The sequence below is a fragment of the Breznakibacter xylanolyticus genome (genome assembly GCF_003254275.1).
GTDB classification, from domain to species: domain Bacteria; phylum Bacteroidota; class Bacteroidia; order Bacteroidales; family Marinilabiliaceae; genus Breznakibacter; species Breznakibacter xylanolyticus.
The window spans coordinates 23502-43731 of the sequence record NZ_QKZK01000025.1; the positions used below are offsets into that span (position 1 = coordinate 23502).

General features: G+C 46.6%; 12 protein-coding genes. 7 read left to right on the forward strand and 5 right to left on the reverse strand.

The features are described from left to right. Positions 1–37: 37 nt before the first annotated feature. The 3 genes from LX69_RS12990 to LX69_RS13000 form a co-directional block, all read right to left on the reverse strand. Complete coding sequence (locus LX69_RS12990; RefSeq protein WP_146260735.1) at positions 38–562, reverse strand: DUF6913 domain-containing protein; 525 nt, start codon at positions 560–562, stop codon at positions 38–40. A 225-nt stretch (positions 563–787) separates the two neighbouring features. Continuing rightward, a complete protein-coding gene (ligA, locus tag LX69_RS12995) occupies positions 788–2788 on the reverse strand; it encodes an NAD-dependent DNA ligase LigA (RefSeq protein ID WP_111446488.1) in 2001 nt (666 codons plus the stop codon). 358 nt (positions 2789–3146) lie between these two features. Continuing rightward, positions 3147–4094 (reverse strand): serine/threonine protein kinase, encoded by a 948-nt coding sequence (locus tag LX69_RS13000; protein WP_170124389.1) that lies wholly within the window; start codon positions 4092–4094, stop codon positions 3147–3149. 433 nt (positions 4095–4527) lie between these two features. On the opposite strand from LX69_RS13000, the gene LX69_RS13005 reads away from it, so the two are divergent. Both LX69_RS13005 and LX69_RS13010 read left to right on the forward strand, forming a co-directional pair. After that, a complete protein-coding gene (locus tag LX69_RS13005) occupies positions 4528–6906 on the forward strand; it encodes a glycoside hydrolase family 127 protein (RefSeq protein ID WP_111446501.1) in 2379 nt (792 codons plus the stop codon). 558 nt (positions 6907–7464) lie between these two features. Beyond that, positions 7465–8049 carry a Crp/Fnr family transcriptional regulator gene (locus LX69_RS13010; protein WP_111446490.1) on the forward strand — a complete coding sequence of 195 codons (585 nt, stop codon included), beginning with the start codon at positions 7465–7467 and terminating at the stop codon, positions 8047–8049. 383 nt (positions 8050–8432) lie between these two features. Here LX69_RS13010 and serB read toward each other — a convergent pair whose 3' ends face one another. Next, the gene (gene serB, locus LX69_RS13015) at positions 8433–9656 is read right to left on the reverse strand and encodes a phosphoserine phosphatase SerB (protein ID WP_111446491.1); all 1224 of its coding nucleotides are present in this window, start codon (positions 9654–9656) and stop codon (positions 8433–8435) included. 574 nt (positions 9657–10230) lie between these two features. Here serB and LX69_RS13020 point away from each other — a divergent pair. The 5 genes from LX69_RS13020 (at position 10231) to LX69_RS13040 (ending at position 16267) form a co-directional block, all read left to right on the forward strand. Then, the gene (locus LX69_RS13020) at positions 10231–11256 is read left to right on the forward strand and encodes a GNAT family N-acetyltransferase (RefSeq protein ID WP_111446492.1); all 1026 of its coding nucleotides are present in this window, start codon (positions 10231–10233) and stop codon (positions 11254–11256) included. Positions 11257–11738: 482 nt separating this feature from the next. Beyond that, complete coding sequence (locus LX69_RS13025) at positions 11739–12806, forward strand: GNAT family N-acetyltransferase (protein ID WP_111446493.1); 1068 nt, start codon at positions 11739–11741, stop codon at positions 12804–12806. A gap of 17 nt (positions 12807–12823) precedes the next feature. After that, on the forward strand, positions 12824–13885 hold the full coding sequence (locus LX69_RS13030; RefSeq protein ID WP_111446494.1) for a GNAT family N-acetyltransferase: 1062 nt from the start codon (positions 12824–12826) through the stop codon (positions 13883–13885). Between the two features lie 151 nt (positions 13886–14036). Next, the gene (locus LX69_RS13035; RefSeq protein ID WP_111446495.1) at positions 14037–15098 is read left to right on the forward strand and encodes a GNAT family N-acetyltransferase; all 1062 of its coding nucleotides are present in this window, start codon (positions 14037–14039) and stop codon (positions 15096–15098) included. Between the two features lie 104 nt (positions 15099–15202). Then, the gene (locus LX69_RS13040) at positions 15203–16267 is read left to right on the forward strand and encodes a hypothetical protein (protein WP_111446496.1); all 1065 of its coding nucleotides are present in this window, start codon (positions 15203–15205) and stop codon (positions 16265–16267) included. Positions 16268–17047: 780 nt separating this feature from the next. Here the strand turns inward: LX69_RS13040 and LX69_RS13045 are convergent. Next, a complete protein-coding gene (locus tag LX69_RS13045) occupies positions 17048–18862 on the reverse strand; it encodes a right-handed parallel beta-helix repeat-containing protein (RefSeq protein ID WP_170124390.1) in 1815 nt (604 codons plus the stop codon). Positions 18863–20230: the final 1368 nt, after the last annotated feature.

The following is a 20230-nucleotide window of genomic DNA, read 5'->3' on the forward strand; positions in this document are numbered from 1 at the left end:
TTATGCCAAATCAATGTACGAAATCGCTTGGGTGAATTTATTGCGAAATAATCTTCAAATAACTCATCATCTGCCGGGCTTGTTCTTCAAGAGAAGTGTTTTCGGGCAGCTCAATGATCAAATCGTAAAACTTTTGCGGCAACAAGCTTTGCCCCACCTTAAAGTGTGCCTGCGATAACGCTGATACATAATGAATGGGAAACCAGTTTTGATGGGTGAGCACCAATAGAATATCGAATTTCTTATAGATAAACTCATCAATCATCGCCTCTTTGGGCTGATTAATCCAGTTAAAATCCTGCTTGCTGATGTAAATGTTTTGATGGTCGCTGATGTATTGGGCATCTTTTTTTCGATGATTGACATACCCCAACACTTTGATTTCCTTACCCATCTGACGCAATTCTTTCACCAGGTTTTTCACAATCACATTGTCGCTCGATGCCGATGCATCAAACACAATCCCCACCGTCACCGACTGTTGAAGCCCCTGGAATTGTTGCTCTCGTTGATGCTGTTTTAGTTTTCGGTTTAAAAGGTAATTCCCTATGAATGTTCTCATGGATAGATGATGTGTGTCGGTAATTGGGTGTATAAGAGCAGCGTTTCGTTTTCAATTAATCTTAATAATATGTCATCAAATGAATCAAATACATCATCCGTTTGAACGGATGAAACATAAAACACTGTTGTCTGCAAAAAAACTCATCACCTTTCTGAGTATGGCCAAACGATTGTGTCGATGAGTGCCTTTGCGTTTACTGCATGCAAATATAACAGCTAGGTATTAATGTTCCACCATTTTTAAGAAATCCTCTTCCGAAATGATTTTAACGCCCAGCTTTTCGGCAGTGGCCAGTTTGGCAGGTCCCATGTTTTGGCCGGCCACCAGGTAATTGGTTTTGGCCGATACGCTGCTGAGGTTTTTGCCGCCATGCTGCTCAATGAGCTGCTTGAGTTCATCGCGACTCTTGATGGCAAAGGTGCCACTGATGACAAACGACAAACCGCTGAGCGCGCCGCCCGATGCCGATGGGGCGGTGTCGGAGTCCGCTTGAAGTGTCAATCCCACATTGCGCAGGCGTTCGATGAGGGCTCGATTGGTGTCATCCGCAAAAAAATCAATCACACTGCGGGCAATGCGAGGGCCTATTTCGGGTGTTTCCATCAAAGCCGTTTCACCGGCCTGCGACAGCGCATCGATGGACGGAAAGGCGCGGCAAAGCACCTTGGCCACCGTTTCACCCACAAAGCGAATGCCCAGCGCAAAAAGCACGCGAGGGTAGGGGACTCGGGTAGAGCCTTGAATTTGCTCGATGATTTTGGCGGCCGATTTCTCCCCCAAACGCTCCAGAGTGGCCAACTGCCAGGCTTCGAGGCGGTAGAGGTCACTCACGTCGCGCACCAGGCCGTTGCGAAAAAGCAAGTCGATGGTTTCGCTGCCCAACCCGTCGATGTTCATGGCCTTGCGACCAATGAAATGCTCAATGCGTCCTTTGATTTGTGGCGGGCAGTGATACTGGTTGGGGCAGTACCAGGCCGCCTCGCCCGTTTCACGCGCCAGGGGGCTGCCACACTCGGGACAGTGGGTCACAAACTCGACGCGCTGCGCTGTGGTGCTGCGCAACGATTCGTCCACGCCAGTGATTTTGGGAATGATTTCGCCGCCTTTCTCGATGTGCACGGCATCGTTGAGGTGCAAATCGAGCGACGCGATGATGTCGGCATTGTGCAACGACGCCCGCTTAACGGTGGTTCCGGCCAGCAGCACCGGAGCGAGATTGGCCACCGGCGTCACGGCTCCCGTGCGTCCGACCTGAAAATCGACCGATAAGAGCCGGGTGGTGGCCACTTCGGCCTGAAACTTATAGGAAATGGCCCAACGGGGCGACTTGGCCGTAAAGCCCAGTTCGTCCTGTTGATCCAGATTGTCGACTTTCAACACAATGCCGTCGATGTCGTACGGCAAATCGCGGCGAGCCTTGTCCCAATGGTCAATGAACTCAAATATCTCATCCAACCGATGACACACGCGCAGGTGAGGTGCGATTTTAAAGCCCCAGTCAGCCGCCTTTTCGAGATTGTGGCGATGCGAACGCGTGGGCAAATCCCCCCCCGGCAAATAATAAAGAAAGCAATCGAGCGGACGGCGAGCCACCAGAGCACTGTTTTGCAGCTTGAGGGATCCGGCAGCAGCATTGCGCGGGTTGGCAAAAAGAGGCTCGCCGGCCGCTTCACGCTCGCGGTTCATGGCATCGAAACCGGCACGCGGCAAAAAAATCTCTCCACGAATCTCGAATCGTTGCGGGTAATCGCCATGCAGTTGCAACGGGATGCTTTTAATGGTTTTCACGTTGTCGGTCACATCATCGCCGCGCGTACCGTCGCCGCGGGTCACGGCACGCAGTAACTTTCCGTTCTCATAGGTCAGCCCAATGGCCGTGCCGTCGAACTTCAACTCGCACACCACCTCAAAAGGTGTTTGAAGCTGGCGGGCCACCCGTTGGTAAAAATCCGTCACCTCGCCCTGGTTGTAGGTGTTGCCCAACGACAACATGGGATACACATGCGCCACCTGCGTAAATTCCTGATTCAGGTCACTGCCCACGCGTTGGGTGGGACTATTGGGATCGCTCCACTCGGGATGTGCCGTCTCTAAATCAATGAGCTGCTGCATGAGGGCATCGAACTCACGATCGGTGATTTCGGGCTGATTAAGGACGTAATAACAGTGGTTGTGATGATGCAATTGCTCGCGCAGATGATTGATTTGTTGACGAATGTCCATGTTGTGAGGTTATGAATATGATAGCCCGATAGAGCCTTCCAAAAATAGGAATTTTTGATGGCTTGCAAGCGCTGTGAATTATAGATGGGGTGATGATGAATGAGACTTGATGCGTCACACATTGATTTGGTTTGTCTTGGTTGTTGCCTATTCGTTTTGTCGAGTCAGCAGAGATAAACCTCACGTGCGAGGAATCGGTGGTGCGGTAGTTGCAGGAACTTAAAAAATCGGGGGTGATTGACCTGGTGGGTAAAAAAATCATCGTCCTCCGTCCCAAAGATCTCGTCGAGGGGTCGAAGTTTTATTGAGGTGCTGATAAATACGAGCCGGGGTGCCCTTTGGTCGTGGAATCATTGATTCAGCATGATAACCATTTCTTAATCCGCGCATATCTCCCCGCGATGGGCATGGGGTGGCTCTCGAGGTAGTTAGTAAGGTCGTTGCGCATGGTTTCGGCATCGGGGTATCGGTTGGCAATCCCTTGTTGCAGGATCGCTTCAATGACATTGGCGGCCAGACGTTTTGGGGGGAGTGGAAACCGCTCTTTGTAGGCTGCTCGGGCAATGATGCTGAACAATGATTCATCAATCCTCGATGGCCGTTTCATGGGGTAGGTGAGTTGCAGGTTGAGGAGTATTTCGGCATTGCAGTCGACCCAGGGGGCGCTGCCGGCAAACATCTCGTAAAGGGTTACCCCCAGCGCGAATATGTCGCTCTGGGGTCCGGTGAGATGCGTGTGATTGAGCAATTGCTCGGGCGGACTGTACACCAAGGCGAAAGGGGAACGTTCGCGTCCTTTCACCGGGAGAGCCAACGATTGCTCAAAATCGGTCAGCAACACCTCTGTGGGATCCCAATGATCGGGTGAGGTGCCCGGCTGATAACGTACAATGATGTTGGCCGGTTTAATGTCGCGGTGTATCAAACCCTGTTGATGCATGTGCGCAAGACCATCGAGAAGGGCGATGGCTGCTTTGATGCGGAAGTGGGGCGATAAGTGCTTGTGGTATTTCGATTTCGACAGGATAGTTTTCAGGTTTTCGCCCGCATAATAACGACGCACCAGATAGTGTTGTTCCTCATGGGAAATGATTTCGATGGTATCAGCCAGGTTTGGGTGCGATAGATTGAGAAGTCGTTCGAGCCGTTCCTGATCGTAAGTGCTTTGGGGTGAAGGAATCAACTTGCCGGTAACCAGCAGATGATCCTCCAGCCGATTTCCTGTCAGGATGCCTCCAAACTTACCAGGTTTCCCGTTTTTGTGTTCCAATTGATAAGTCCCCGTGGCTCCTTTCAGTGTCAGCATCTTGTGTTTTGTTTTGGTTGAATCAAAGATAGATGATCTTGTCGAATAAATCGTATGAGCCATCTCAGTTCAAGACGTGCCATCGCTGAATTCTCTTATCCGCTTATTTTTTCATTTTTAAGTCTCGTTAGTAGTTATCTCTTGTCGCTGCGAGAAGTTTCGTCATATACAAGGCATGTGAATTTCTCTTTGTGACGTCTGTTTCCTTCGACTTCGTCAATCTGTCTTACGTCAGCCCATCTTCTTCTTTTTTATTTGACGATTTTTTTCATAGCAGATACTTCGTAAGCAGATGAATGTCTGAATTCATAAAATCGATGTCTGAAAGTGTAACGATTCCCAAATCTATCCCCCTATCATCCCTATAAATCCACTTCGGTCAACACTTTTTTAACTATTTTTGATCTTCATCTTAATCATATACAGTTATCAAATGATCAAACAACTCTTGTTGGTCGGGATGACCCTGCTGGTTAGCAGTGGCATGTCGGCGCAAATACAAACCTTTCCGTTGGGTGACGTGAAGGTGATGGATACAACCTTGCTCAAGCATCAGTCATTGAGTCAGTCTTATATCATGTCGCATAATCCGGATCGATTATTGGCGCCCTTCCGTCGCGAAGCCGGTCTCGATCCCAAGGCTCCCTTGTATGGGAATTGGGAAAACACCGGCCTCGATGGTCATATTGGCGGGCATTATCTCACAGCACTGTCGCAGTTGTGGGCTGTGACCAATGATACGGCGGTAAAAAAACGTCTTGATTATATGATTGACGAGCTGGCGCTTTGTCAACAGCATTATGGAAATGGGTATGTGGGCGGTGTCCCGGGGAGCAAGGCGCTGTGGGATGACGTGAAAAACGACCATTTGGATGTGGGCAGTTTCTCCCTCAATGGCAAATGGGTTCCTTGGTACAATCTGCACAAGACCTTTGCCGGGTTGCGCGATGCGTGGGTGATTGGCCAAAATCAAAAAGCTCGCGATGTCCTCATTCAGCTGTGCGATTGGTGTGTGGAGCTCTGCAGTGGATTGAGTGACGAACGCATGGAGCTGATGCTGCGTGCCGAATACGGTGGAATGAACGAGACTTTGGCCGATGTGGCAGCCCTCACGGGCAACGATCGTTATCTGCAATTGGCTCGTCGGTTTTCGCACCGTCTGCTTCTTGACCCGTTGTTGCATCATCAGGACAGACTCAATGGCATGCATGCGAACACTCAAATCCCTAAGGTGATAGGTTTTGAACGTGTGGCTGAGATGGCTGCTGATACCGCTTGGCACAATGCCGCTGTGTTTTTTTGGGACAATGTGGTCAATCAACGCAGTGTTTCCATTGGGGGAAATAGTGTGAGTGAACATTTTCATCCGGCCAACGATTTTACATCCATGATGGAGTCGCGCGAAGGCCCTGAGACGTGTAATACTTATAATATGCTCAAACTCTCGCGCATGCTTTGGACCATGAGCGGCGATACCCGATATATCGATTACTATGAGCAGGCCATGTATAACCACATTCTCTCCTCTCAACATCCCGACCTGGGCGGATATGTCTATTTTACCTCCATGCGCCCACGGCATTATCGTGTGTATTCCCAGCCCGAACAGGCTTTTTGGTGCTGTGTGGGGTCGGGAATGGAAAATCACTCCAAGTATGGTGAACTGGTTTATGCTCATCATCAGGATACCTTGTATGTCAATCTGTTTATGGCATCAGTCTTAAATTGGAAACAGCAGGGACTCTCACTGACGCAATCTACCGCTTTCCCCGCCGAGGAGGGAACTTCATTGCAGTTCCATTTGGCCAAAAAGAAAACAATAGCCTTGAAGATTCGAAAGCCTCGTTGGGTGGTGGCATCTGACGCGAAAATCTCTGTCAACGGGAAGCCCTTGGCCGTCAGCGAGGTGAATGGTTATTGGGTCATCCGCCGTACCTGGAAAAATGGCGATTGCATCCGTGTAGAGTTGCCCATGCGTACCGAGACCGAGATGCTGCCCGATGGTTCCGGGTGGGCTTCGTTCCGACATGGTCCCATTGTACTGGCTGCCGTTTGTGGCCACGAACATCTCGACGGACTACGTGCCGATGACAGTCGCATGGGGCATGTGGCTCAGGGGGCTCTCTTGCCCATCTTCGAAGCACCGGTCATCATCGCCAATCCGGCACAACTCACCGATGTCATCAAACCAAAATCGAATGCTCCTCTCCATTATCTTCTGCCACGAACTCATCTCGTCAACGCATCGTCCGACATTGAGTTGGTGCCTTTTCATACCATTCATGATGTCCGTTATCAGACCTATTTTAAGGTGATGACACCCGATGAATATGAACGCAACATGGCTGAAGCTCAGAAGCGTGAAGAAGAGAGACTTCGCCTGGAGGCGCGAACCATCGATCAGGTCAATCCCGGTCAGCAACAACCGGAGTCGGATCATAACATTCGTTTTAAGGACACCGAAAGTGGCATTCACATGGATCGTCACTGGCGCCATGCTGCAGGTTGGTTTAGCTATGACCTCAAAAAGCCGGAGTCCACATCGGCCATTCTTCAAATTACCTATTTCGGGCAGGATCGTGGCCGTAGTTTTAATATCCTGATCAACGATCAGTTGCTCACTCGCGTCGATTTAACAGGCAGCCAAGGCAGTCAGTTCTTTTCGGTCGATTATCCCATTCCCGCTGAGTTGATCAATGCTTCTGTGGGGAACAAAATCACGGTGCGTTTTGAAGCACTTCCCGGTTCCATTGCCGGCGGTATTTATGGTGTCAAACTCTTGAAGCCAATTCTCAACACACCGGGCAAATAATCTATTGTCTTGTAATTTAAAGATCTCTTTATTTCTTTGATGCTGAATTGAATAAACGGGGTTGTTGGTGCTTTGCGTCCAGCAATCCCTTTTTTTACGGCTGATCATCCTCTGCATGCAACGAAATTCTTGCCTTTCTCACTTTGTGTATGTTCTCTATTCGTCAATCACTCTTACGTGATAATATTGTAAGTTGTTATTATTCAGTGGATATGATGCCGGTTGATGAGGGATTACTATATAACTTTTCTAAGTTATCTGCATTTGTATTTTAACTCAATCCATAACTCATGCCATATCAGTATTTTAGCACCTCAGTGTTTACTTCTTTCTCTGTATTTGTTTCTTACTCTTTTCAACTTATAGACTCCTCAACTCCTCAACTTATACACTCCTCCACTTCTCAACTCCTCCACTTCTCAACGTCTTGTTGATAAAAAATATCCATTCGTCCTCATATTGTTAAGAGAAAATTAATAAATTACAAGACCTTTTAATGAATGCCATGAATGTGTCAAAATTGATGAAACTCTCCTGTCTGTTATTAAAATCAGGTTTATGAAGGAGAAAGCACGTCACGATTTTAAAAATATTATTTCGGGGAAGATTCATGTAAATGATGCCGAATGGGAGCTGCTCGATACTTTTTTTGATGTGATCGAAACTCAAAGTGGACAGGTGATTCAGATGCCCGGAAAGCAGGCCGGGTATTACTTTTTTGTGCTCGAGGGTGCTTTACGCATGTATGCCCAAAACGACGAAAAAGAGGTCACTCATAACGTTTATAATCATCGCCGCTTTGTGGCCGATGTCATCAGTATTCGTTACAAACAACCCTCTTCATTTTTCATCGAAGCTCTTGTGCCGGGTCTTATCATTTGCTTTGATGCTAATCGGTTGGACAAATTACTGACCATTTCGCCCACTTTCGAAAAAATTGCGCTCATGATGTATGAGCAATCCCTATTTGAGGAGATGTTGCGCGTGAATGAAATATTAACGCTCTCACCATTCAATCAATATTTGCATTTTGTCAATATCCATAAAAACATCGTGCCACAGCTCTCGCAAACCAAAATCGCCGCGTGTCTCAATGTGACCCCCGAAACGATTTCTCGGTTCCGAAAACGCATGAGCTTATAATATCCACTTCTCCACTTCAACCCCCTTGCTGGTTTGTCCATTTTTTGATGCTTGATCTACATTATTCGCACCTTTTTATCTTAATTGATGCTGATCAATTTCCGTTGATGGCTTGTGGTGTCTAATTGGTTGATAATTTAAGAGGTGTCTTATTTCTCATCGCTTGGTGGTCACTTTCTTTTTTGAGTCTCGTCAATTGTTCAAATGCGATCAGACCTCTATCTTTGAACTGTAAATAGAATCAAATCGTGTAAAAATATTACCCAACCCTTATTTTTTTTAACTCCTTCCTAAAACAAAAAGCATTCGCAATTTCTGCAAATGCTTTTTTAGTTTTGTGTGAAGTCCGGTCTTTGGGAAGAAATATCTCTGCCCAAGTTCCCTTAAATGTTGATTTCTCGATCGCGGAAGCCCAATAAGTACAAAATGGCATCGAGTCCGATTTCGGAAATTGAATGTTTGGCCGAGGCTTTTACCTTCGGTTTGGCGTGAAAAGCAATGCCCAAACCGGCCAATTGTATCATCGGCAAGTCGTTGGAACCGTCCCCTACGGCAATCACCTGATCAAGGTGGATGCCTTCTTTAAAGGCCAGTAACTTCAATAATTCGGCTTTCTTAGCGCCATCCACCACCTCGCCCACGTAGTTGCCGGTGAGTTTGCCGTCAATGATCTCCAGTTCGTTGGCAAACACGTAATCGATGCCTAACTTATTTTTCAAATAGTGGCCAAAATAGTTAAAACCACCTGAAAGAATGGCTGTTCGATACCCGTATTTGTTCAGAGTTTTAAACAATCGCTCGGCGCCTTCGGTCAACGGCAGTTTTTCGGCGATTTCTTTCATCACCTTTTCGTCAAGTCCTTTGAGCAGACTCACGCGTTTGGCAAAACTCTCTTTAAAGTCGAGTTCCCCTCGCATGGCTGCTTCGGTGATTGCACTCACCTCGTCGTACACGCCGGCTTTGCGCGCCAGTTCGTCAATGACTTCGGCCTGTATGAGCGTCGAATCCATATCGAAACACACCAGACGGCGATTGCGACGAAAGATGTTATCTACCTGGAAAGCGATGTCTACACCGGCCACCTTCGATATTTCAAAAAACTCCTTCTTGAGTTTCTCTTCGTCTTTGGGTGTGCCGCGTACCGAAAATTCTACCACATTCTTGGTGTGCCCGTTGTTGGCATCCAGCGGAATGCGTCCCGACAGGCGACTGATGATGTCGATGTTCAAGTCCTGATCTGAGATGATTTTGGTTACTTGCGCCAATTGATCGGCTTTAAGCTTGCGCGACAATAGGGTGATGATGTATCGTTCTTTTCCCTGATGCGACACCCACTCCTGGTAGCGATCTCGCGGAATGGGCGTGAACTTGATGTTCAGTCCGAGTTCGTAGGCCTTAAACAACAAATCTTTTAAGATGGGCGATGATTCGGCTTTTTCCGATACCTCAAACAGGATGCCCAAACCAAGATCTTCGTGAATGACGGCCTGCCCAATATCCAATATGTTGACGTTGTATTGAGCTAAAATGCCTGTCAGTAATGCTGTTAGTCCGGGTTTGTCAACCCCCGATACATTTAGCAGGATAATATCTTTCTCTTTCGTCATCTCCGGTTGTTTAAAAATGTCCCCAAAAATATAAATAATGTCGCAAACTGGTCGGTGTCGCACCAAAATGTGTGGCAATTACTCCGGTAATTCACTCAATTGACGCATTCTGTTTGCAGGTGGTCTCCCTGAACAACAAATTCAACCCCTTTTTTTGTGCAATTTTATTGTCTGGATTCTCTTCATAATACATAATGTCATGAGTCCGCAATGTTCAGTGCTTTTGTGTTTTAGTGTTTTGATTATTAGGTTGTTTGTGTGGTGGTTCTCCAATGCCCAAAAGGCTTTGAATTGCCTCATCCCTTGACTGCTGATGTGCACTAGCTGCAATTACCCCGACGACTTAACGGACTCTCACCCTCAAAAAATCGTCTTTCATAAAAAAATGACCATCAGGGGTTGAAATCACATTAAATTGTATCCTAAAATAACAAGACAATGCCGCTCATAAATTCGTCGATTGTAAAGATGATTGCATCAAAAAGCAAAAACGTGAATCGTTAGTGTTTTAAATGTAGCGCCTTGAATGTTGTTGTTTTTTGATCATAACAAACTACCTTACCAAACCTAAACCATGATGACAATCAATGAAATACCGATATCGGAATGGGAGGAGAGTCTTTCGGATTATTCTTTCAGCCTTTTTATTACCCCTCCTTGGCTCTCGGCCATGGAAAATGACTCGTGCAAAGCTATTTACATCGATCTGGTTAAGCGTAATCAGGTGGTGGCTAAAATCGCAGGGCTCATCACCAAGGGGCATACGCTTAAGGGAAAGCAACTCTACTTTTATGCCGCTCCGGCTCTTAAAGGTGCCAATCAGGCTGTTTATGACGAGTGTTGTGTGGCGTTGAGGCATTATGCACAAAATAAGGGGATTGCACGCCTCATCATTGGTTCTTACGACCAGCAAAACAGCTTGCTCACCACGGCCGAGGGGTTCTTTCAAACACCGCGATACGAATATGTGGTCGATTTTCAATCCGGTCAACCTATTCATTTCAGTACCGGGTTTAAGAAAAATGTCAAAAAAGCTGAAAAAGCAGGTACAACTTTTCATCACGACCGATCCCTGATGACCCTCGATAAAATGCTCAACCTCATGGGCGTGACTCGTGACCTTCGGGAGCTCAAGTATGGCAAAGCATACAACCCATTTTATTTACCGAACCTCAATGCTGATTCTTTACAACGGTTGCTCGACAACGGCATGGGGGTCATGTATTACACATTGACCGATGGCCGCGTGCATAGTGTGCAGTTCAACATCGAATATCGCGGTAAGGTGTACGGCCTTCTCATGGGTTCCGATAATTATGCGTATCAAAATGGACTCCCTTCGTTTGTCGATTATCACCTCATTGAACATTATCGGCAACATGGGTTTATCTATTACAATCCGGGGGGAGGACCCGAAGGTGAAGGAGGAGAGGGAATCGAAAAATATAAAAAAGCGTTGGGAGGTACCCGTATCGATATGGCTGGGGCTACGACCAATTTCCTCACCATTCCTCACAACGTTCTCAATCCCATCATGTGCATGGGACGTAAATTGCCCGACAATAACCGCGTGGTGAGCTTTTTAAAGAGCTTGGTATAGATGTGCAAATGAGTTGCATTGATGTCGCCTTTTTTCATTGAGGTATTCTGTCGTTGGTTGATGTAAATGGTTAACGTTCATTTTTTTGCCATGGACTTTTTCTGATAAAACCATTTAAAACAGAGCATGAGATAGATGACTGTATTTTAAAAAATTACAAATAAACTCATGTCCCCCTGGGGGTAATGATAAACAAATTAAAACACCATGCCTGATATTACGACACACACGCGCATGATTCATACAAATCATCGTCTTGTGTCTCGATATTCTCTTCTTAATACTTTTTACCTGAATGAAAAGAGCCATATCAACTGCATCAACATACTTAAATATGCCTGTTAGCGCGTTTTTAGTGGACTACTATAAAACTCATTTATATTAACTGCATCTATTACCCAAACCCACTCAGCGCCTTAGCGCCTCAGCGTTTAATCATACTCTGTATTTGTAGAAATCATTGTAATACAAATTAATGACACATGAAATCTCAACCCTGTATCACCCGACCCATATCACCGGATCAATATGAATCCGATTTGCTTCATTATCCTTACAGCGTGTTCATTACTCGTCAATGGGTCATGGGCATGGCTGATGATAAGGACGTGCCTCTCTTTTTGGAGTTCGTCAGTGATGGTCAACAAGTGGGGCTCATTGCCGGGTTGATCATCAAAGGTGAAAATGTACGGGGTAATCAATTTTATTGTTATTCCGGACCTGCCATTCGTGATAATTGTAAGGTGTTGTATAGTTGTTGTTTGTCTTCTTTGAAGCGTTTTGCGGCATCTCACCGATATTCGCGCATCTTCATCAGACCATGGGATCAACAGGGGTGTCATCAATGCAGGGCTCGGGGGTTTACGAACACCGAAACTTATGAGTATGTCATCTTTCCTGAGAATCATCCTCAGCAGGAAATCACATGCAGCACGCGCATCCAAAAAAATATCAAGAAAGGGTTTAAACTCAATGCCTCCATTCGCGAAGGGAGAACCCCTCAACTGTTGGCTATGCTCTTGAACATGCTCAATGCCACCCGCCAACGGCGCACCGGGAAGTTTGGCGTGGCTTATGACCCTTTTTACCTTTACAATTTGCAGGAACGTTCGCTACAGAACCTCCTCGACACCGGGTTTGCGACCATTTACTATGTGGAGACCGATGGCATCCCGCATTGCATGGAATATGTGGTGGAGCACAATGGCCGAATCTATAACGTTCTCAAGGGCAGTGATGAGTTTGGGTATCGAAATGGATTGGCTTCTTATCTCGACTATATGACCATCAACCGTTTCATGAAAAACGGCATGGTTTATTACAATTATGGTGGGGATCTCAAGGGCGAGGACGGGCAGGGACTCGCCATGTTTAAGGAAGGGATGGGTGCCACCCGACAGGAACGGCACGGAGCACATACTTTTTTCCTTTCTTATCCGCATCGGTTGCTCAATCCGTTAATGAAAGCCGGCCAATGTCTGCCTGATTATCCGTTGGTCAAAAAAATTAAGGTGGCTGTGAGTCATCAGTTTGCAGGTTCTTCTGTTTAACCATTGGTAATTTGCCTATGACAACCCATGTTGCTGTTCATGCATTGACGCCCGAACGTTATCAATCGCTCTTGGATGCTTCTCCCCACAGCCTCTTTATCACACGGCATTGGGTCGAGGCAATGTGCGATAACCATTCGATGCCTGTGTATTTTGAGATATTAAATACCGATAGGCGTTTGGGGCTTTTGGCCGGACTCGCCATCTCGGGGAACCGCCTTCAGGGACGACAACTCTACTTTTACTCGGCACCGGCTCTGATGCCCAATACCCCTGAGAATTTGTGTCATTGCCTGAAAGCCCTCAAGCACTTTGCGAAAATCAATGGGTATACCCGAATTAATATCAGACCTTGGGATCAACAACAGATGCACTTGGTGAACATCTGTGGTTTTCATAGCACGAAAACTCATGAATTTCCCATCCGTTTTGATGGATATGATGAAAAAAAACACATCAGTTCCCGAATATGGCGAAACATCAAAAAAGCTCAAAAACAAAATGTGACCATTCATCGGTGCTGTTCTGTCAAAGCCTTAGATACGCTGCTGGCATTGTTGTCTGCCACTCAGCAACGACGAAACGCCCGTCTGGGGAATGATTATTCCCCTTTCTACCTTTACAACCTCAATCGTGATTCGATTCAACGATTGCTTGACACGCAAACGGCCGTTCTTTATTGTGCCACCATTGAGGATACGGTCTATAGCGTTGAGTTGAACGTGGAATATAATCTGAAGGCTTATAATGTCCTGAAAGCCTCTATTGATGATGCTTATCAAAACGGCATCTCCTCGCTCATTGACTATCACATGATTCAATACTACCACGATGAGGGGTTTGCTTATTTTAACCTTGGTGGTGAACTGCTCAAAGACGAAGGTCAAGGCTTGTCGCTCTTTAAGGAAGGGCTAGGTGGGCAGAAGCAGGTGCGCCATGGTTATTATACGTATTACCTGACTTTTCCTCATCGTCTTATCAACCCGTTGATGTTGGCCGGTAAGATGCTCCCTGATACACCGGCTGTCAATTGGACTAAAAAACAAGTCAGTAGATTACTGGCGTCTGCTTCCAAGTGATGATTGGTGTGTGACGAATGTGTAAGTTGTTAATTGTGAGATATATGGTGATGAAATGCTTCACTCCAGCGATGATTCAATGTCTTGATGATGATTTAATATATAATCAACCGACTGAACGAAATGATTGGCCGGACAAAATTTCCACAATATGAGAACAGAATATCATGTAGAGAAAGTCAGTGCTGAGGTGTACAACAACGATTTGTTTGATTTTCAGTACAGTCTGTTCTGTACACCCGAGTGGGTGGGTGCCATGGCAGACAAGGAAACTCAACCGGTTTTTTTCCATTTATCACGTCAGGATCTGGTGTATGGGAAAATGGCCGGATTGGCATTTAATGGGAAGGGACTTAAAGGGAAGCAGTTCTATTTTTATGCAGGTCCTGCCATGCGATCCAACTCCGATGCCTCGCTCTATTGCAACTTGGTCAAATCCATGGTTCAATATGCTGCCCGTCATCGGGTGGTTAAGTTGAATATTAAGTCTTATGACCAACAGCACAGTTTTTTTTGCTCCGATAACGGATTGAGACGAACCGAACGGTGTGAGTATGTTTATCATTTTGACGAAGATCATAGTTTGGAAACCGTTCATAAAAGCTTCCTGAAGAACGTCAAGAAAGCCGAAAAGGTCAATGCAACCATTGTTGAAGACAATTCTGAAGCTGCCTTAAAACAGCTGGTTGAACTATTGAAAATTACATATTCTCTTCGTAACGATAAGCATGAGGGGGCTTATGTCCCGTTTCCTTATTTTAGGGTCAATGAACAGTCTCTTAAACGGTTGCTCGATTCCGGCTTAGGTCGGCAATATGTGGTCTCGGCTGAGGGGCAGGTGCATTGTGTGAATTTTTTATTGATTAGAGATGGTAAGATTTTTGGGCTGATCATTGGGTCTGACCAGTTTGCCTACGATCATGGTTTTCACCAGTTTGTGAAACACTCTCTTATAAATAAGTTTGGCGACTCTGCCAGGTACTACAATCTCGCGTCGGCGGACCCCGGAAGTGGACTGGCTAATTTCAGAGTCTCAATGGGGTTTAAGGAGCATCAGGTTTATGGGGCTTACTCCAATTTTCTGGTCTATCCCCATAAAATTCTCAACCCCATCATTCATGCTACGCATCATTTGAATTCGTTCCCTTTGGTGCATTACATGCATTCTTTCACCAGTTCCCTGTTGGCGCATCAGGAAGTGATTGAGCATTGAGGATGGAGCTTTATTACGCCTTTGACGTTTTCATCTATTGATTATAAAAATTTAAACCATCTTTCTTCCCCCTCGGGGGATTGAGGGGACTTATAATTATCATCATGAACTCAAAACCTCTACCAATTACCGTCAACCGTCAATCGGCAACTGACATTCAGCCTTTGCTCAAGCGTTTTAATCACAGCTTGTTTATCACGCCCCAATGGGTGGAGTCTATGGCCATTAACGGTTGCAGTCCCATCTACCTGCAATTTGCCATGGGGCCACAGGTGGTCGGTTTTATCATTGGGTTGGAGGTTCCGGGAGGTCCTTTACAGGGTACGCAACTCTATTTTTATGCCGGACCGGCCATCGACAATAACGACCTGCTGATGCACGAGAAGGCTCTGATGGCTTTGAGAGCGTTTGCCCGTAAGCAGGGATATTCTAAAATTAGCATCCGCCCCTTCGATCAGCAATTATCCACGCCATGCAATCCCAAAGGCTATCGGCGAACTAACAGCGCGGAGTATATCTATTTCTTCCCCAATGAAGATACCCCGCCCAAAATGAGTTACGGATTTAAGAAGAATGTCAAAAAAGGTCGGAAAATTGGCGCTGCTTTACTGGCTTCGCAGCATCATCGTGACTTGCAAGCCCTCTTTCGGCTCATTGAGCAAACCAAGTCTAAGCGGGTCAATAAATATGGCGATGATTATAATCCCCTGGGGTTGCTCAATCTCGGCAAAGAATCCCTCAGTCGACTGCTCGATACGGAGCTGGGGTTGCTCTATCTGGTGGAAGTGGAACAGGATCGCCATTGCATTCAGCTTTGTCTCGAGGATGAACAACGCAATTATGCTCTCCTGATGGGAGCCAACGAATTTGCTTACGAAAATGGACTGGCTTCCTTCCTGGATGCTTCCGTCGAAACCCTGTTGCGCGAAAAAAAATTCAAATACCTCAACCTTGGGAGTGTCCCCGCTGATAATGGCGGTGCAGGACTCATTCAATACAAAGAAGCCATGGGTTGCCGTCGTTACGATTCCTATGGTTATTACACCTATTTTTTAACCTTCCCACTTCTGTTGCTCAACCCTCTTTATAAAGCCGGGCATCTGCTCCCCGATAACGGTTGGGTCAAAAACTTAAAAACTGCCGTCAGCCGTGTCATTAGCCGTCAGTAACCAACTAAGAACTGACTCTGAGTTACAGTGAGGTAAGATGAGACCAGTGAGAAGAAAAAATCTCAGTGCACCTCAGCGTGGCCTCATCCTCCTCAGCGTAACCAACTAAGAACTGACACTGAGTTGCAGTGAGGGAAGATGAGAACCAGTGAGAAGAAAAAATCTCAGTGCACCTCAGCGTGGCCTCATCCTCCTCAGCGTAACCAACTAAGAACTGACACTGAGTTGCAGTGAGGGAAGATGAGACCAGTGAGAAGAAAAAATCTCAGTGCACCTCAGCGTGGCCTCATCCTCCTCAGCGTCATCAACTAAGAACTGACACTGAGTTGCAGTGAGGGAAGATGAGAACCATTGAGAAGAAAATCTCAGCGCACCTCAGCGTGGCCTCATCCTCCTCAGCGTAACCAACTAAGAACTGACACTGAGTTGCAGTGAGGGAAGATGAGAACCAGTGAGAAGAAAAAATCTCAGCGCACCTCAGCGTGGCCTCATCCTCCTCAGTGTCATCAACTAAGAACTGACTCTGAGTTGCAGTGAGGTATGATGAGAACCAGTGAGAAGAAAAAATCTCAGCGCACCTCAGCGTGGCCTCATCCTCCTCAGCGTCATCAACTAAGAACTGACACTGAGTTACAGTGAGGTATGATGAGAACCAGTGAGAAGAAAAAATCTCTTTCTTTAACCCTTTGCGGTTAACTCTCTCCTTAACCAGCCTCCTCCACACCTAAACTCTTCCACTCCTCCACTCCTAAACTTCCCCACTCCTAAATTCCTCCAACCTCACAAGCTCCTCGATACGCTGTCTCTGGGCACAATGGTTCGGTTGGTTTTTATCACAAAAGGCTGCTTCACCACTTTACACGTCAGTGATGATGAGCCTTCACCCAGACGTACCACATACAATCCATTGGGCAGATGCGAGAGATTCAGCACCAGTTTGTTTTTTCCTTTGGTCGTTGGATGCTGTTCGCGATGAACCACCATGCCTGTTTCATTGGCAACAAGCACATCGAGCGTGACTTCTTGCACATAATCATATTCTATCACCACAAAATCGGGGGTAGGGTTGGGGTAGTAATCTGTAATGGCGTTTACATAAGTGGTATCAGTAGGTTCCGGTTCCGGCTCCGGTTTTGGTAGCGGAGTGCCGATGGTTTTGAGCACATAAATACAGACTTCAACCGGTGTGTGTACCGGCTGGTTGGGAACCGTTCCGTTGGGGGCTTGCACGATGGTTTGGTTGGTTGTCAACGTCAGGGGGCCGCCGTTCCAAGTCCCTTTGAGTAGGGGAGAGGCCATTGGGTTTTGTGCATCAACAACCTCGTATTGCGTTCCGGGCGTCAAGACTGAAGCCACATTGACGTTGACTTGTCCCAGTTTTTGCCAGTTGATGACAATGATGTGTGCCCGTCCGGGAATTGAGGCAATGGGGCGAACCCACACGTCGTTGGTGGTGGGATATGTGGTTTGCCAACTGCTTTGGGCATCGAAGCCGGTCAGTGAACGCCATCCATCCCAGGTCATCTGACTAAAAGGGGTGGTTCCTGCGCCATGGTAGTTGTTGTTATTCCACTGATAAACCGTGTAGTCGACGCCTTGCGAATCGATTCCCAACAACATTTTTGGCCCAACAACACGATTGCCCGTGAATGTCACGTTTTTCCATTTGTTCACCATCACCGCAATGCTGCCGTTGAGGATGGTGTTGCCTTTGATCTCGGCAGTCTGGTTCACCACCGAATATCCGAGCTCCAGGTTATTGCTCAAACTGCTGCTCTGGAATAACAAGTTGTTCGACAAAGCGATGCGGTCGGCCGGTTGCAAACCCCCAATCAGTATGTTGGGCTTTAGTGTGCCGTTGCGTTGCAATATGCCGTTATTGAACAGCACATTGCCGTCTATGCGATACCCTTTGATGCTTCCTCCTTCGGTGTAGGCGTGAATGCCGTATTGAAAACCATTAAAGATAATGTTATCACGAATCGTTTTGGTGCCCGTGGCGTTTTGCGTGTAGATGCCATGCCCGTGTCCGCGATCCATTCCCTGATAGCCATTATGGAAGATGAGACACCCTTCAATCACCGATTCTGTGGCCGACGACCAAAAGCCGATGCCGTTGCCCGGATTGTCGTATACCATCAGCCCTGTCAGTCGGTTGTTGGCGCCAAACACGCTGATGCCGCTGCAGATCACCACCGCAGGACTTCCTCCCTGAATGCGTCCCTTGTGGCTGTTGGCCACATGAAAATCGCGATAAACCACATGTTGTCCATTGATGATCAACGCCGCTTCGGCCGACACGCCGTTGTTGCCGTCGATGATGGCCGTTTCTCCCGGTGCTCCCATCACCACTATGGGCTGACTGCTGCTGCCCCATAGCTCACTGGTGAATTGCCCCACATAGCGACCCCCGTGAAGGTAAATGGTATCGCCTGCCCGTACCGAGGGCGGATGCGCCATTGCCGTACTTAAACTCCAGGGCGACGTGGCGCTGCCCTTTCCGGTGGAACTTCCTTGTGGACTGACATGATGCTGTGCCCCGCGAGCCGTCATCAGTCCCATGAGCAGGGTTATGAATAATGTGATGGTTTTCATTTGTTTATATTTTAACTTCCGAAGGCCCCCTAAATCCCCCGAAGGGGGACTTGAGGTTTGTTCCGGCATATTTTAATGAGGAAATGCCCTTATGTACTTTTACCCTTTCTTTTTTTCTCACTCTTGCACTCTTGCACTTTTGTACTCATTCACTTGCATGCTTTCTTTGCTATTGCAAAGCGACTTCGTCGATTAGCCACTCTGCCACTTTTCTTGCTTCCTTTCCCAAGTTATCCTTCTTTTTATAATAATGTCAAGCTTTTAATAGGCTACGATATAACTCATTTGCGTTATCTGCATTTATATTTCAATGCAATCTTTGGCTCTATGTCGAATTCTGTGGGTAAACAAAATATGGAAGCACGAAATCAAACAAGGTAACTAAGCCGCCTTCGGAAAATGGCGTTAAAAAAATCATAGGCCTGAGCGTTAAAAAATATGCGCTGTTTGAGCTTGCGAGTTCGCAGATTTTAGCGAAGGCCTATGATTTTTAGCCATTTTACGTCAGCGGCGGCCTTTTTTAGCAAAGCTGATTTTTGCAACGTTCGGCATTGGCAAAACAGTTTGCACAATGCTCTCACTTAATGCAAAAATTGCTTACTTTTTGGGGCTGTAGCCAATTCAGCGGAGCTCAGCGACGCTTAATCATGAGGGCAAATGAAAACAAACCCTTTCCGAATAAAAAGTAAGAGCCCGCCTGGCTCGAGGGCACGAAAAAATGGTTAGTATGAATTGATACTTATGATTACCCACACAAATCAGAATAGAGCCACTCATTTGCGTTATCTGCATTTATATTTCAATGCAATCTTTTACCCAAACCAACTCACCGCCTTTAGCCTCGGCGTTTAGATTTACTCGTGTCATCCAGTATTATTTCACAGAGTTTCACTGAGGATTCTCTTAGATTTTCTTCTCCTCACTGGTTCTCATCTTCCCTCACTGCAACTCAGCGTCAGTTCTTAGTTCGTTAAGTTGAGGACGATGATTAAATGCTGAGTTATCTGCTTTCATATTTAAACGCAATCTATGAATCAAACCAACTCAGCGCCTTAGCCTCAGCGTTTATTTTGACTCTGTGCTACCCTCGGTTCAAAAACTTGGTAAAGATGTTTTATCCACTCGGATAAAGATGTTTTTCATGCCCGAGGGAATATTTTTCCCATGCCCGAGGGAATATTTTTTCCATGCCCGAGGGATGATATGTCCTCCCCCCCGAATGCTTGTGTAATCCCTGCCATCTGCCTCCCCCTTTAACCTCTCCACTCCTCCACTTCTAAACTCCTCCACTCTTCCACTCCTTTTATTGACCAATCCCCTCTTTATGGTGACAGAATGATTTGTCGTTCGGGTCAGTCCTGCTGTAAT